At 28.5% G+C, this 15,121-nt stretch carries 9 protein-coding genes and 8 tRNA genes; 4 read left to right on the top strand and 13 right to left on the bottom strand.

What is annotated here, in order from left to right:
- Window position 1: 1 nt before the first annotated feature.
- The 10 genes from ileS to MBOVPG45_RS03040 all read right to left on the bottom strand — a co-directional run bounded on the left by ileS (window position 2) and on the right by MBOVPG45_RS03040 (window position 5,332).
- Window positions 2-2,680 (bottom strand): isoleucine--tRNA ligase, encoded by a 2,679-nt coding sequence (ileS, locus tag MBOVPG45_RS02995; protein ID WP_013456277.1) that lies wholly within the window; start codon window positions 2,678-2,680, stop codon window positions 2-4.
- A gap of 239 nt (window positions 2,681-2,919) precedes the next feature.
- Window positions 2,920-4,539 (bottom strand): CTP synthase, encoded by a 1,620-nt coding sequence (gene pyrG / locus MBOVPG45_RS03000; protein WP_013456530.1) that lies wholly within the window; start codon window positions 4,537-4,539, stop codon window positions 2,920-2,922.
- 91 nt (window positions 4,540-4,630) lie between these two features.
- A tRNA-Phe gene (locus tag MBOVPG45_RS03005) sits at window positions 4,631-4,706 on the bottom strand.
- 4 nt (window positions 4,707-4,710) lie between these two features.
- A tRNA-Asp gene (locus MBOVPG45_RS03010) sits at window positions 4,711-4,787 on the bottom strand.
- A 4-nt stretch (window positions 4,788-4,791) separates the two neighbouring features.
- Window positions 4,792-4,867 (bottom strand) — tRNA-Met (locus MBOVPG45_RS03015).
- A 30-nt stretch (window positions 4,868-4,897) separates the two neighbouring features.
- Window positions 4,898-4,990, bottom strand: a tRNA-Ser gene (locus tag MBOVPG45_RS03020).
- A 1-nt stretch (window position 4,991) separates the two neighbouring features.
- Window positions 4,992-5,067, bottom strand: a tRNA-Ile gene (locus tag MBOVPG45_RS03025).
- Between the two features lie 26 nt (window positions 5,068-5,093).
- Window positions 5,094-5,170, bottom strand: a tRNA-Met gene (locus MBOVPG45_RS03030).
- A gap of 7 nt (window positions 5,171-5,177) precedes the next feature.
- Window positions 5,178-5,254 (bottom strand) — tRNA-Ala (locus tag MBOVPG45_RS03035).
- A 1-nt stretch (window position 5,255) separates the two neighbouring features.
- A tRNA-Pro gene (locus tag MBOVPG45_RS03040) sits at window positions 5,256-5,332 on the bottom strand.
- 477 nt (window positions 5,333-5,809) lie between these two features.
- On the opposite strand from MBOVPG45_RS03040, the gene MBOVPG45_RS03045 reads away from it, so the two are divergent.
- Window positions 5,810-6,466 carry a DEAD/DEAH box helicase family protein gene (locus MBOVPG45_RS03045; RefSeq protein WP_041309157.1) on the top strand — a complete coding sequence of 219 codons (657 nt, stop codon included), beginning with the start codon at window positions 5,810-5,812 and terminating at the stop codon, window positions 6,464-6,466.
- A 30-nt stretch (window positions 6,467-6,496) separates the two neighbouring features.
- Here MBOVPG45_RS03045 and MBOVPG45_RS03050 read toward each other — a convergent pair whose 3' ends face one another.
- A complete protein-coding gene (locus MBOVPG45_RS03050; protein WP_013455925.1) occupies window positions 6,497-7,741 on the bottom strand; it encodes an IS3 family transposase in 1,245 nt (414 codons plus the stop codon).
- A gap of 99 nt (window positions 7,742-7,840) precedes the next feature.
- Here MBOVPG45_RS03050 and hsdR point away from each other — a divergent pair, with 99 nt between their 5' ends.
- The 3 genes from hsdR to MBOVPG45_RS03065 are packed head-to-tail and all read left to right on the top strand — an operon-like array spanning window position 7,841 to window position 12,481.
- Window positions 7,841-9,499, top strand: coding sequence for an EcoAI/FtnUII family type I restriction enzme subunit R (gene hsdR / locus MBOVPG45_RS03055; protein ID WP_243555169.1), 1,659 nt, complete (start codon window positions 7,841-7,843; stop codon window positions 9,497-9,499).
- Window positions 9,500-9,512: 13 nt separating this feature from the next.
- Window positions 9,513-10,964, top strand: a complete 1,452-nt coding sequence (locus MBOVPG45_RS03060) for a class I SAM-dependent DNA methyltransferase (RefSeq protein ID WP_013456106.1) — start codon at window positions 9,513-9,515, stop codon at window positions 10,962-10,964.
- Window positions 10,964-12,481: a restriction endonuclease subunit S gene (locus tag MBOVPG45_RS03065; protein ID WP_013456475.1), complete on the top strand. Its 1,518-nt coding sequence runs from the start codon at window positions 10,964-10,966 to the stop codon at window positions 12,479-12,481. Before MBOVPG45_RS03060 ends, MBOVPG45_RS03065 begins: the two co-directional genes overlap by 1 nt.
- A 330-nt stretch (window positions 12,482-12,811) precedes the next feature.
- Here the strand turns inward: MBOVPG45_RS03065 and MBOVPG45_RS03070 are convergent, their stop codons facing one another.
- Window positions 12,812-13,609 (bottom strand): tyrosine-type recombinase/integrase, encoded by a 798-nt coding sequence (locus tag MBOVPG45_RS03070; protein WP_013456290.1) that lies wholly within the window; start codon window positions 13,607-13,609, stop codon window positions 12,812-12,814.
- 61 nt (window positions 13,610-13,670) lie between these two features.
- Window positions 13,671-14,987, bottom strand: coding sequence for a restriction endonuclease subunit S (locus MBOVPG45_RS03075; RefSeq protein ID WP_013455940.1), 1,317 nt, complete (start codon window positions 14,985-14,987; stop codon window positions 13,671-13,673).
- Window positions 14,988-15,121 lie beyond the last annotated feature (134 nt).

The following is a 15,121-nucleotide window of genomic DNA, read 5'->3' on the forward strand; positions in this document are numbered from 1 at the left end:
ATTATTTTCCATTTATTTTTTGTACTATTTTATAACATAATGGGCATAAATTGTCTTTGATTTGAGCTGGAGCAAAGTGGTTTCAACATCTATTACACTTTACTGAATTAAATGATTCAACTTTAGAAACATTTCCAAATTCGATTACTCCTACCATTAATAGTTGTTTAAGATCATATCCCTTGATTAATTCGCTAGGATTTTTAATTGTCACTTTAGCTTCATTGGTTCTCTTAATTAAACCATTTTTAATAGCGTTTTCTAATAGTAAATTAACTTCATCTTTTAAAACAAAAAACTCATCTCACTCTTTTAAAACATTTGCATCATATTTCTTAACTACATCAAAGCTTTCTAAGTGAATGCTTTCTAGTTTATTTATTTTATTAAAATGCATATATGCATCTTCAGCTGTAGTTGGAATAATAGGTGCTATTGCTTTAATCAAAAAGTTAGTTATATCATAAAAGTTTGCTAAAGTCATCATTCTTTCATTAGAATTAAACTCGTGCACGTATAAAATATCTTTTGTTATGTTTAAATAGAAGCTAGATAATTCAACAACATATTTATTTATGGTCTTTATAACATTAGAAAAGTTATACTCATCATATGCCTTATAAACTTTTTCTTTAATTAATTCAAGCTCATTCATTATATATTGATGAATGCCAGTTCTTTTAACTGATTCATCATATTCATAGCCATTTAGGTTTCCTAATAAAAACTTAATTGTGTTACGTATCTTACGATAAATTTCACTGTTTTGATTAATGATTTCATCACTAATATTAACATCATTAGTATATTCAGCATTAGCTACTCAAAGTCTTAAAATATCTGCACCATATTTCTTTATAACCTTAAGTGGGTCAACAACATTGCCCTTAGATTTAGACATCTTTTCGCCTTTTGAATCTAAAACAAAACCATGACTAACTATTTGTTTATATGGACTTTTATGAGTATAGGCTACTGAATTAATCAATGATGAATTGAATCATCCACGATACTGGTCGCTTCCTTCTAGATATAAATCATATGGAGGTTTTAAGTTCTTATCAATTTCAACAGCTAATGATGTAGTTCCTGAATCAAATCAGACATCCATAATGTCCATTTCTTTGCTATAGCCATTATTTCTAAATTCTTCAGGTAATAATTCATCAACCTCTTTTTCTCATCAAATATCAGTCCCGTGCTTTTCAACTAAATCAATTACATAGTCAAAAATTGCTGAATTTATAATTGGCTTACCATCTTTATCATAAAAGATAATAATAGGCACACCTCAGGTTCTTTGCCGGCTGATTGTTCAGTCTTTTCTTTCGCTTATCATATTAATTAAGCGTTTTTTAGCTCATTCAGGATAAGTATTTATACTTTCTAATTCTTTTAGTAATTGCTGCTTAATTTTTTCAATTGAAACAAATCACTGTGGTGTTCCACGAAATAAAATAGGTTTATGTGTTCTTCAGTCGTGAGGGTAAGAGTGTCTAATAGTGCCTTTTGCTAATAAGGCTGATTTGCTGATTAATTCATCAAAAATTTGAGCATTTGCTTTTTCATAAAACATGCCTTTATAATTGCCAGCTTGCTCATTAAGCACACCATCGTCTTCAACATGCATAATCATTTCTAATGAATTAAGTGTTCCTATTTGAAAGTCATCTTCACCAAATAATGGAGCAATGTGAACTAATCCTGAACCGCTTTCCAAACTTACATGGTGTCCAATAACAACTGGGCAAACTAAATTATTTAAAACACTTCTATATTTAATGTTAATTAATTCACTGGCATTAAAGTCAATTGTAACCTTAGCTTCATCAAAGTGGCAGACTTCAATAAATTTATTAGCTAATTCCTTAGCAACAATATAGCCTTGATTGTTGTGTTCAACTCTGCAATATGTAAAGTTTTCACCAATTGCCACAGCAGCATTAGCTAAAAGTGTTCATGGAGTAGTAGTCCAGATTACTAATTTATCGCCATTTTTTACTTTCTGTGAGCCGTTTTTGTCCACAATTTCCAATGCAACATAAATTGAAGGGCTATCAACATCATAATATTCAACTTCTGCCTCTGCTAAAGCAGTTTGACTAGAAGGAGATCAATAAACAGGTTTAAGACCTTTATAGACTAAACCATCTAACACCATTTTCTTGAATAATCTTAATTGGGCAGCTTCAAATTTAGGTTCTTTAGTCTTATAAATGTGTTTAAAATCAGTTAATAATTGCAAACTCTTAAATTGAGAGATTTGATTTTCAATTTGAGCATCTGCATATTCAGAAGCTCTTTTCCTTAACTCAATAGGTGAAATAACTTTGTAATTAATTTTTGCATCAGTAAGCATTTTAAGTTCTATTGGCAATCCATGGGTATCTCATCCTGGAACATATGGAGAATAAAACCCGCGCATTGATTTATAACGAACAATAATGTCTTTTAGAATCTTATTTAATGCATGACCAATGTGAATGCTGCCATTTGCATAAGGTGGACCATCATGAAGTATGAATGGAGTGTTATTTTTATTTTTCTCTAAAACCTTAGCATATAAATTATTTTGCTCCCACTTTTCCCTAAAAAGTGGTTCTTTAACAGTAAGATTTGCCCGCATTTCAAAATTAGTCTTAGGCATATTTAGTGTTTCTTTATAATCTATCTCTGGCATATTGCTCCCTATGAATAATAAGTTTGATAATTATATTAAACTTGCTACATAAACTTATTATAAGTTTATGAATTATATAAAAAATTAATTTTATATAAATTTAAATTATTGCTTGCATATTATATTTTGTTATTTAGTAATGACTAATTTGACTGTTTTATAGGATTGTAAGGTACAATCACAAGGTTTATTAAACTATAAAAAAATAGAGCTCACTTTTAAGTGGGCTCAGTTTAAATTTATTTATTTTGCTTATTTTCTCAGGTCTTAGCTAAGAATGAATCAAATAATGGATTTGATTTAAGTACCTGTGTTGTAAATTCAGGATGATATTGCACACCTAAATAAAATGGATGATTTTTGACTTCACATATTTCAGCAACATTTAAGTCAGGATGAATACCCGAGAAAGTAAATTCATGATCTTCTAATAATGTTCTGTATTTATCTGTTACTTCATATCTGTGTCTATGGCGTTCATAAAACACAGCTTTTCCATAAATTTCTTGTGCAAGTGTGCCATTTTTGGCTTTGATTTTATCCTCACCAAGTCTAAGTGTACCACCAATATTCATTGTATCACCATTTTCATAAAATGGAGTTAGTACAAATTCTTGCTCTCTTGATTGGTCTGCAAATTCTTTGCTAGTTGCATTTGTAATACCTATATTTCTGGCTTGAGCTACTGTCATGGCTTGAAAACCTAGGCAAATTCCTAATGTAGGAATTTTATTACTGCGGGTATATTGTGCTAAATTTACTTTTGCCTCAAAGCCTCTTACTCCAAAGCCTGGTAGAATAACTACACCATCATAGCCATCTAATTCTGAGTTAATATTATCAGAAGTTATTTTTTCCGAATCAACTAATTTATAGGTTAATTCGATATTTTGATGAGCTGAAGCAATCTTAAGTGATGAAATAATTGATAAGTATGCATCTTCTAAGCCAGTGTACTTACCCACCAATAAAAGATTTAGTGGCTTGCATCTTTTTGAAATGTATTTGTTTGCAAATTCTTTTCAAGGGGCATTTGCTTCATAGTCAATAGACTTATCTATTTTAAAATGTTTATAAATAATTTGTAATATGCCACTTGATTCTAAAAATAGTGGAATTTCATAAATATTAGCTTTATCAGGAATATTAATTACATTTTCAGGTTTCACAAAAGCATTTGCACTTACTTTTTGAATAATTGAAGTGTCAATACCTTCTTGTGAGCGTAGTAATAATAAATTTGGGTTGATGCCAAATGATCTTAAAGATGAAATTGAAACTTGGCTAGGTTTAGATTTATATTCATTAGATGCTGAAAGATAAGGCACAAAAGCTAAGTGAGAAAACATAACATTTTCAGGATATAAACTAGCAAATTTTGAAATTGCATAAATATATGGGCTTGATTCTAAGTCTCCCACAGTCCCACCAATTTCAATAAGCATAAAGTCAGGATCTTTTTGCTTAGCTAAGTTTAGAATAATTGAAATAATTTCGTCAATGACATGAGGAACTATTTGCACAGTTTTGCCGTTATAATCTCCCCGGCGTTCTTTTTCTAAAATTCTAGTAAAAATTCTTCCAGTTGTAAAGTTCGACTCTTTAGTTAGCTTTATACCAATAAATCTTTCATAGTGTCCTATGTCTAAATCAGTTTCACCACCATCACTAGTTACATAAACCTCACCATGCTCTAATGGATTCATAACACCTGGATCAATATTTAAATATGGATCTAATTTAAGCACAAAAATGTTAAAGCCTTGAGCTTTTAATAAGTTTCCAACACTAGCAGCTGTAACACCTTTTCCAAGTCCGCTTAAAACACCACCTGTTGTAAAAATAAATTTAGTTTTCATATATACCTCATTAATACATATAGTATTTTACTTAAATTGTTTACTTTAGGGCTAAAAAGCATTAAAAAAAGCCCTTAGGGCATATTTGATATGGTGGCTCCGGCAGGAATCGAACCAGCGACACACGGAGCTTCAATCCGTTGCTCTACCTACTGAGCTACAGAGCCATTATGGCGGTCCAGACGGGAATTGAACCCGCGATCTCCTCCGTGACAGGGAGGCGTATTAAACCACTTTACCACTGGACCAAATTGGTGGCGGAGGCTGGATTCGAACCAGCGATTTCAAGGTTATGAGCCTTGCGAGATGCCAACTTCTCCACTCCGCGATATAAAGTTTTTTTGTTTTAAAGAGCAAATGGCGGGTGATGAGGGATTCGAACCCCCGCGGGCCGTGAAGCCCCTGCTAGTTTTCAAGACTAGTCCCTTCAGCCAGACTTGGGTAATCACCCGTGGTGGACCTAACTGGATTCGAACCAGTAGCCAACCGGTTATGAGCCGGTTGCTCTAACCGTTGAGCTATAGGTCCTTCAGTTAGATACTTTTTCCATATAATGGTAGCGTCGAAGAGAGTCGAACTCTTGACCTTTCGGGTATGAACCGAATGCTCTAACCAACTGAGCTACAACGCCATAAAAATGGTGGAGGATATGGGATTCGAACCCACCACCTCCTGCGTGCAAGGCAGGCGCTCTAGCCAAATGAGCTAATCCCCCATGGTGAAGAAGACAGGATTTGAACCTGCGACCACTACGTCCCAAACGTAGCGCTCTGCCAAGCTGAGCTACTTCTCCGCTTTTTTTGGCTAGTGTTTAAAAAGCAATATTATTATACATTAGAAAAAATAAATGAAAAGCAGATTTTTATTTTTTTTAAATACTGTTGTTGTTTATAAATTCTGTAGCAAAAACTTGGCTAAATACAATTATAAGTTATGTTTTTTCTGTTCATAATAAAATGTTGAAACTTGTTAAGGCGGACTAAAAATATTTTTTGTATTGCTTATCACCAAAACACTTTTAAATAAGCATACTAATATATTTTCATTTGTTATGAATTAATTACCTTTTTTCATCATTTAAAAAGCAAATGATTTTTTTTAAACCTTCTTTATAATTCAATTAGGAACTTTTATATTTATTTTAGCTCATATTGTATTAATTTATGCTAGTATCAAACTAAACTATACAATTAAGAATTTACAATTGATATAATAATGATACATATTATGTGGTCTCTAGTTAATATTAAGAAATAGTGAGGCGATTTTAATGATTAAAAAAAGTAAAATGTCAGAAGAAGATATCAAGATAAAATTCATAAATCCTATACTCGAAAAAAAAGGATGAGAAATTGGCAAAAATCTTAGTACTGAATATAACTTTACTGATGGATCCATTAAAATTTTACCAGATAGAAAAACTTTAAGATCTGAAAGAAAGATTGCTGATTACTTTCTCTATTATAATAATGTAGCATTAGCTGTTATTGAGGCTAAAAACAATACTAAATCACCTAGTCATGGTCTACAACAAGCAATTGGATATGCCGACATATTAAAATGTGACTTTGCTTATTCTACTAACGGTGACAGTTTTGTAGAACTTGACAAGATTACAGGCAAACAAAGAGACCTAAAGTTAGAAGATTTTCCTACTGTTGATGAATTAATAGAGAGACATAAACAAGAAAAAAGTATAAGTAATGATGAATGAGAAGCAGTATCAACCCCTAACTATTATGTTCAAGGTTTTAGTACAGCTAGATATTATCAAGATAATGTAATAAATAAAGTTGTTCAAGAAATAGTCAAAGGTAGAAAAAGGCTAATGTTTGTTATGGCTACCGGTACTGGAAAAACTTTTGTTGCTTCTCAAATAATTCATAAACTTATTACAAGAAAAATAAAAAAAAGAGTTCTCTTCTAAACTAGGACAATAAAAATAGACATTAAATTTTTATTTTTTACAAAACTCCACTCACAATTCATGTGGAGTTTTGTAATTAAATTTCTTGAGCATTCGCTCATTATTATACCAATCAATGAATCTATTTAGATGACGCTCAAGTTGCTTAAGCGTCATTTTCTTAACACTTTTCTCAAAATTTTCAAACATTTCAGTTTTAAGTACTGAGAAAAAGTATTCAATTTCTCTATTGTCAAGGGAATTACCAATTCTTGACATTGATACTTTTCCATTAAGTCTTTCAATTAACTGAAGATATTCTTTAGATGAATATTGACTTCCGTGGTCAGAATGTATAACAAAATTTTTGGGAAAATTAACTTTTTTAATATTATCAATAACCAATGAATTATCATTGTACAAAGACAGGTTAAAACCTAAAATTTTTTTGGTTTTATGATGAATAACAGCCGACATATATACAAAATTTTGATCAACATCTATTGGCGAAGGTATGTATGTAACATCAGTAGCATAGATATCATTATATATACCATCATAGTCACGAGAAGCAATATTTTGAAACGTTACAGATACATTCTTAGATTCTTTTGTTCTTTTTGCTTTTCTTATTCTACAAACTAGTCCAAGTTTTTTCATTATTCTACCTAAAGTCCTATAATTAAGCTTTATTTGTTTATTTTTGCTAATATAAGCAGCCAATCTTTCTCTGCCGAAAATGCCTCCAGTTTCTTTAAAAGCTTGAACTACAGTGTTCTCTAATTCAAGATTCTTTTCTTTAATCATTTTCAATTTTTTTAGCTTTTTATAGTATGTAGATTTTTTAATTTTAAGCAATGACATAATAACTTTATTCGATACCTTAAAGGGAAATGAATTCTTTATTTTGGTAACCGTTTCTTTAAATTTGTCCTTTTTTATCTTCTTAATTTCGTCATCTGTAGAAATTATTTTTATTATCTTTATCAAATCTTCTTTATTTAGATCATTTAAAAATTCATCTAATATTTCATCATTTGATTTTGTCTTTTTTGGCCTGCCGGAACCTTTACCTTTTTTAGGCGATCTTCCACTCATTGATTCTATGTTCATACCTAAATTATATCTTTTATACTTATTCACTAATCTCTTTCATTGATCGTCAGAAATGTGTTCTACATTTTTTATTTTCATCATTTCATTCAAAAAACATTTTTTAGTGAGTTCCCCAGATCTATATTTTTCGTATTTTTCAAACAAATATTTCCATTCATTAACACTTAACTGCTTAGCCATTTTTATCTCCAACAAAAAAACATCAGCAAATTTGCTGATGTCTACTTTTTTTGTCCTAGTGTATTCTTAGCAGATAGAAATATTTTAGTAGATCAGTCTATGGCAGGCGATTTTAGATTTTTACAGAAAAAAATGGTTAAAGTTGATCAAAAATTGTTATCCTCAAAAGAAAAATTAAATTCTTATGAAGTGTATTTATCTTTATATCAACAACTATTGGGCCAAAATAAAGAAGAATATTATAAGAAATTTGATAGGGATTTCTTTGATCTTATTATAGTTGATGAAGCACATAGAGGATCTGTAAAAGAAGATAGTAATTGAAGAGATATACTTGAATATTTTGAATCAGCCACACAATTAGGAATGACAGCCACGCCAAAAAATGATGCTGATGGATCTAATCATGAATATTTCGGCGAACCAGTATATACTTATTCTTTAAAACAAGGAATTGAAGATGGTTTTTTAGCTCCATATACTGTCAAAAGAATTAATTTAGATATAGATTTAACAGGTTATAGACCTGAAAAAAATGAAACAGATATATATGATAATTTAATTGAAGATAAAATATATACTCAAAAAGAATATGATAAAAAATTAATAATAGATAACAGAACAGAAATTGTTGCAAAATATGTATCTGATTTTTTAAAAGAGACTAATAATAGATATGCAAAAACAATTTTCTTTTGTCAAGATACAAATCATGCTGATAGATTAGCTCAAGAACTTAGAAACCAAAATCAAGATATTGTCAAAAATGAAAGTCGATATGTAATGAGAATTACAGGAGATGATGATGAAGGCAAGGCACAGCTAGATAATTTTATAGATCCCAACTCAAAATTCCCTACCTTAGTAACTACTTCAAAATTATTAACAACTGGAGTTAATGTTAGAACTTGTAAATTTATAGTCATTGATTCTAATATTCAGTCAATGACAGAGTTTAAACAAATAATAGGTAGAGGTACAAGAATAAGTGAAAAACATAATAAACAGTTTTTTACTATTATTGATTTTAGATCTGTTACAAATAAATTTGCAGATCCTGATTTTGATGGTGATAATGCTAATATAGTATCAATTAGTAAGGATAAAATAAATATTGATCCAGTTGATTATAATGAAGCATCAATGCTTGTTTGTGACCAACCGCCTATTGATTCAAAATCTTATAGTGATAAGAGATATAGGATAAATAATGTGGATGTTAATGTTATTAATGAGCAAATTCAATTTATAGATGAGAATGGTCAACTAATCACCACTTCTTTAATCGACTATACAAAAAGAACAATTCTAGGAGAATATGCTACACTTAGCAATTTTCTTACTAGATGAAAAAAAGAAGATAGAAAAAATGTCATTTTAGAAGAATTAGAAAAAAAAGGAATTAATATAGAAGATCTAAGAAAGAAAAATAAAAATTATAAAGATTTAGATGAATTTGATCTTTTATTACAAATTGCTTACAATAAAGAGCCATTAACTAAAAAGCAAAGAATCCAAAATCTTAAAGATAGCAATTTTTTACAAAATTATCAAAGCCCTGTTAAAGAAGTGTTAGAGATTTTAATTGCAAAATATTTAGATGGTGGAATTAAGGAAATTGAAGATATCCAAATTCTTAGAACAAAAGAATTTGAAAAAATAGCCACCACAACAGAAATTATAAGAATGTTTGGCGGGAAATCACACTATTTAGAAATTGTCAAATCTCTATCAAAACAAATTTATTCAGATTACTAAAGGAGTACAACAAATGTCAGTAGACACTTTTATAAACAGAATAAGAAATATAACTAGACAAGACCCGGGTATTAATGGTGATGCTCAAAGAATCGAACAAATGTCATGATTACTTTTTTTAAAAATATATGACAGCAAAGATAAGATATGAGAAATGGAAGATGATAGCTATAAATCTATTATCCCTGATAACTTAAAATGAAGCAATTGAGGTTCTGGTTCAAATTCAATTACAGGTGATGAATTATTAAATTTTGTTAACAATGAGCTTTTAAAAACTTTAAAAGAAATAAAAATTAACCCCGATATGCCTTTTAGAAAACAAATTGTTAAGTCTGCGTTTGAAGATATTAGCAACTATATGAAAGATGGTACTCTACTAAGACAGGTTATAAATGTAATTGATGAATTGAATTTTGACAATATTAAAGAGATACATCTATTTAATGATATATATGAAACTATATTAAAAAAAATTCAAGAAGGTGGTTCTGGTGAATTTTATACTCCGAGAGCCTTAACTGATTTTATAGCTGAAATATTAGACCCAAAATTAGGTCAAACTATGGCAGATTTGGCATGTGGAACCGGTGGATTTCTAACTTCTTTTTTAAATAGAGTAAATGAACAAAAAAATACTCTTGAGGATATTAAAAAATACTCTCAATCCGTTTATGGAATTGAAAAGAAGGGATTTCCTTATTTACTAGCTGTTATAAATCTTTTCTTGCACAATGTTGACGATCCTAATTTATTGCATGGAAATTCACTAGAAAAAAATGTAAAAGATTATAGCGAGGATGAAAAATTTGATTTAATAATGATGAATCCTCCTTTTGGAGGTTCTGAGCAAAAAATAATTCAAAGTAATTTTCCAAAAGATCTAAGAAGCGCAGAAACAGCTGATCTTTTTATGCTGGTTATTATGCATAGATTAAAAATGGGTGGGAAAGCTGCTGTTATATTGCCAGATGGTTTTTTGTTTGGCACAGGAGCACAAAAAAATATTAAGAAAAAATTGTTCTCTGAGTTTAATGTTCATACAATAATAAGATTACCAAAAACGGTATTTAGCCCATACACTGATATTAATACTAATATTATTTTCTTTGATAATAATGGTTCTACAAAAAGTACATGATTTTATAGATTGGATATGCCAGAAAATCAAAAAAACTTCTCTAAAACAAAGCCTATGGTATCAAAACATTTAGATCCTATAAGACAATGATGAAATAATAGAAATGAAATTATAGAAGATACTTTTTATAAATCAAAACAATTCAGTATCAGTGAGATTGAAGAATTAGATTATAACTTGAATCAATGCGGTTATTTAGAACAATCTGAAGAAGTACTTGAACCAATGGAACTTATCAAACAATATTATGATAGGAGAACTGAATTAAATAATAAGATTGATAATGTCATATCTGAAATTATAAAAATATTGGAGAAAAAGTAATGACAGCTGACCAATTAAGGAAAAGTATTTTACAATGAGCAATTCGCGGCAAATTGACTAAACAAAATTCTGATGAATCAGCTGCTGATTTATTAAATGAAATTAGGTCAGAAAAGCAAAAACTAATAGAAGAAAACAAAGTTAAAAAGATGGATCTGATTAATTCTTTTATATACAAAAACCCTGGTGATAATTGTTATTATGAGAAGTTTGAAGATGGCAGGGAAGAAAAAATAGAAGTTCCATTTGAAATACCAGATAATTGGAGATGAGTAAGAATAAATTGTGCGTATCAATATATTCCGACAGGTGTTAAAAAATATTCAGGAAGCAAAAAATACTTCTCAACTGGCTCTATAAATTATGACAACATTACTCCTGAACAAGAATGTTTATTTAATGGCAGACCAACAAGAGCCAATAGAATTGTTTACTATAATCAAATTATAGAAGCCAGGATGATAAACACAAATAAGGCAACAATAATCGACGAGAGATTAGATGGTCAGTTAGTTTCAACAGGCTTTTTTTGCTACCAAGTTGTTTTAGGAGAAATAGAATATCTTAAAATTATTTTTGATTCACATTATTTTAAAAAAACAAAGAATAGTTTGTGCACTGGCACAACTCAAAAAAGTATAAACGATGAAAATCTTAGTAAAATACTAGTTCCACTTGCTCCATTGGAAGAACAACGAAGAATTGTAGAATTGATACATAAATTAGATTCACTAATTGGTAAATACTCTAAATTTGAAATTGAATTATCAGAACTAGAAGAAGAATTACCAACTAAACTTGAAAAATCAATTATTAATTACGCCATGAAAGGCAAACTTGTTAAACAAGATCAAAATAATGATTCTGTAGATAATTTAATAAATGAAATTTATAAAGAAAAACAAAAACTTGTTGAACAAGGAAAACTTAAAAAAGCAGATTTAAACAATTTAATTATTTATAAAAATGATAATGATAACTCATATTATGAGAATCAGAGCACTAAACCATATATAAAATTAGGTAATATTGCAGAGTTATATACAGGTGATAGTATTAATAAAACATTTAAGAAAAAATTTTTGTCAGCATTTTCAGAACTAAGCTATATAAGTACTAAAGATGTAGGGTTCGACAAGGAAATTTCATATGATAATGGTGTTTGAATACCTGAAAATTTTAAAAATGAATATAAAATTGCTCCTAAAAATTCTATACTTCTTTGTATAGAGGGTGGAAGCGCAGGAAGAAAAATGGCTATAACAAAAAGAGATGTAGCTTTTGGAAATAAATTATGTTGCATTAATTCAAATAACTTATCAAACAAATTTCTATCTTACTTTTTTCAATGTGATACATTTAAAAATATGTTTAATTCAAAAACAAAAGGTATTATAAGTGGTATAAGTCTATCTAATTTAAAAAGTATAGAAATCCCTATATTTTCAGGAACATATCAAGAAAAGCTAATAAATAAATTAAATTTAATAGGTACAATAATTAAAAAACTTTGTTAAGTTTTTTGACATTTATAAAATGCATTGAATAATTTGATTTCTTTGTTTTTTAATTTTAAAGCCCTAGCTGCCCAATATTTTCCCTCAACGACATTTTTAAAATCATATTTTTACCTATTATTTTAGCTTTTGTTTTTCCTGTATTGTCAAAAATTTCCCATTGTGAACGATATTTATAGATAATTTTAAATTGAATGCTTAAAAATTTTTCAATTTAGGGTTTAATTTTCTTATAGTATTAATCCGGCCATTACATCAAAAATTACCATTTTGCAATAGTATAAAACCGATGACAGTATAAACAAAAACGAGAGAAACACTCGTTTTTGTTTACCAGTCTACAACAGAATCTATTATTTTTTGTTGCTCGGAAAAAGTTTTTCTTAAATAAATCCTTGTGGTTTCTATGCTTTCATGACCCATAATGTCCGCCAAAAGGGATATGTCATTAAATTTTTCTAAAAAATTTTTTGCATATAAATGTCTAAATGAATGCGGGTATACTACGTTTGTGTCTAATCCAAATTTTTTTGCAAATTTTTTCAGCCCCTGTGACACACCTCTGGAACTTATAGAATTATTATATTTGTTTAAAAACAGATAACCAGAATCTCTTTTTTCTTCTAATAATCATTTTTTTAATGATAAAGATAATTTGCTTGGTATATATAGTCTTCTAGTTTTCCCGCTTTTTGAATAAACATCAAAATACCCTAATTGAATATGTTCTATTTTAATTTTTATTAGTTCACTTATTCTAGCCCCTGTTGCAGCTAAAAATCATACAATATAGTATCACTTATAAAAACCTGTTATTTTTAGTTTTCTTTTAAAAAATAAATAGTCAGCATTACTTATAACATTTTCCAAATATGATTTATTTTGTATTTTAATTGCTCTTATTTTTAAATCTATCTTATTAATAAACTCAAGATATCTATTTATGCTTTGGATTCTTAAATTAACTGTTTTAGGTTTAAAATTGTCTATTAAAAAATTTTTATATTTTAAAAGATTATCATAATTTAATTTGTAATTATTTACAAAATAATTAACACCGTATAAATAAGAGTTTATAGTGTTATCTGATAATCCTTGATGTTTTAAATATGTTCTAAATCTTTTCATTTTTACACCGTCCTTTTAATAGATAGTGTAAATAAAAAAGTACTTACTTCAAGTTATGATTTTATAAATTTTTTAGTAATTTTTGTATTTTTGTTATATTTTCTACAATTCTTTGTTGTTCCTTCAATGGTGGAATGGGGATTAATAACTTTGATAAACTTTTAGTATTCAAAGTGCCACCTTTAATAGCCTCTTTCTTATCACCAAATTGAGAAAAAATAGGTAAAAATAGCATCAAAAAATCTCTAAATAGATTATTTTTATCAAAGTAGGGGTATATAGATATTATTCCTTCATTATGCACAGCATCAATTCCTAAGATAGATGTTTTACCCACAGTTAATTTAAAACTCATAATAAGAGTTTCTTTTTTAACTAAATTATTATTAAAATATGAAGATAATGCCTTTTTAGAAATAAACTTTTTAGTTGATTTAATCTTTGAATTTTTAATCATATCTGAAATTGAAACTCACGGTATCTTCCCATTCCAAAAACTCAAATCATTTGTAGGTGGTGTTTTGCCTATTTTAAAGTTAACAACCTTGTTAAAGCGAGATCAAATTCAATTATATGGAATTTCAAATGGAACTTCTATTTTTTCTTCCCTGCCATTTTCAAACTTCTCATAATATGAGTTATCATTATCATTTTTATAAATAATTAAATTGTTTAAATCTGCTTTTTTAAGTTTTCCTTGTTCAACAAGTTTTTGTTTTTCTTTATAAATTTCATTTATTAAATTATCTACAGAATCATTATTTTGATCTTGTTTAACAAGTTTGCCTTCCATAGCATAATTAATAATTGAGTTTTCAAGTTTCTTAGGTAATTCATTTCTTAATAGTTCTAACTCGCTGAATAATTCAGAATATATTGCTATAAGCGGCTCTAATACTTCAATAGTTCTTACTATATTTCTTTGAATTTCAATATTTGGAATAAGTAAGGAAATTTCTACTATTTTTTTCATATCAGGATGTTGAATTGATGAACCTTTAAAGTATTGTTGTATAAGATCGCTTTGCTCTAACAAACAATAATATATGTATTTTGAATCATAAAGATTGTTATCTTGAGATTCCATTAGTATATTTAAACTATCTATAAAATAGCCACTATGATATTTAATTATTGCTGAGCCACCTGTCGGTATTGTTATTACTTTGCCAAAATTAACTCTATTATCATCAAGCTCAATATTACAAAAACCATCTAATTTACCTGTTGAAAGAAGTCGTACCTTACCGTTGTTATCCTTTTTTATAGAATTTAATTCTTCGCTTGAAATGTGTTTATATTTTAAAACTTTGCTTTGCTTGTGTTTTTCCACACCCTTAAATCTCTTATCAAAATAAACTACTTGTCATAGGCTCATTAGTTTAATTGATATTTTTTGATTATCTTTAGATTTATTATTAATTTCTTCAAACTTCTCATAATAACAATTATAGGTGACATTTTTTTTATTTTATTTATGAGTCTTTATATAATAAACTATGACAATAAAAA

It is taken from the genome of Mycoplasmopsis bovis PG45 (assembly GCF_000183385.1).
Lineage (GTDB): Bacteria > Bacillota_I > Bacilli_A > Mycoplasmatales > Metamycoplasmataceae > Mycoplasmopsis > Mycoplasmopsis bovis.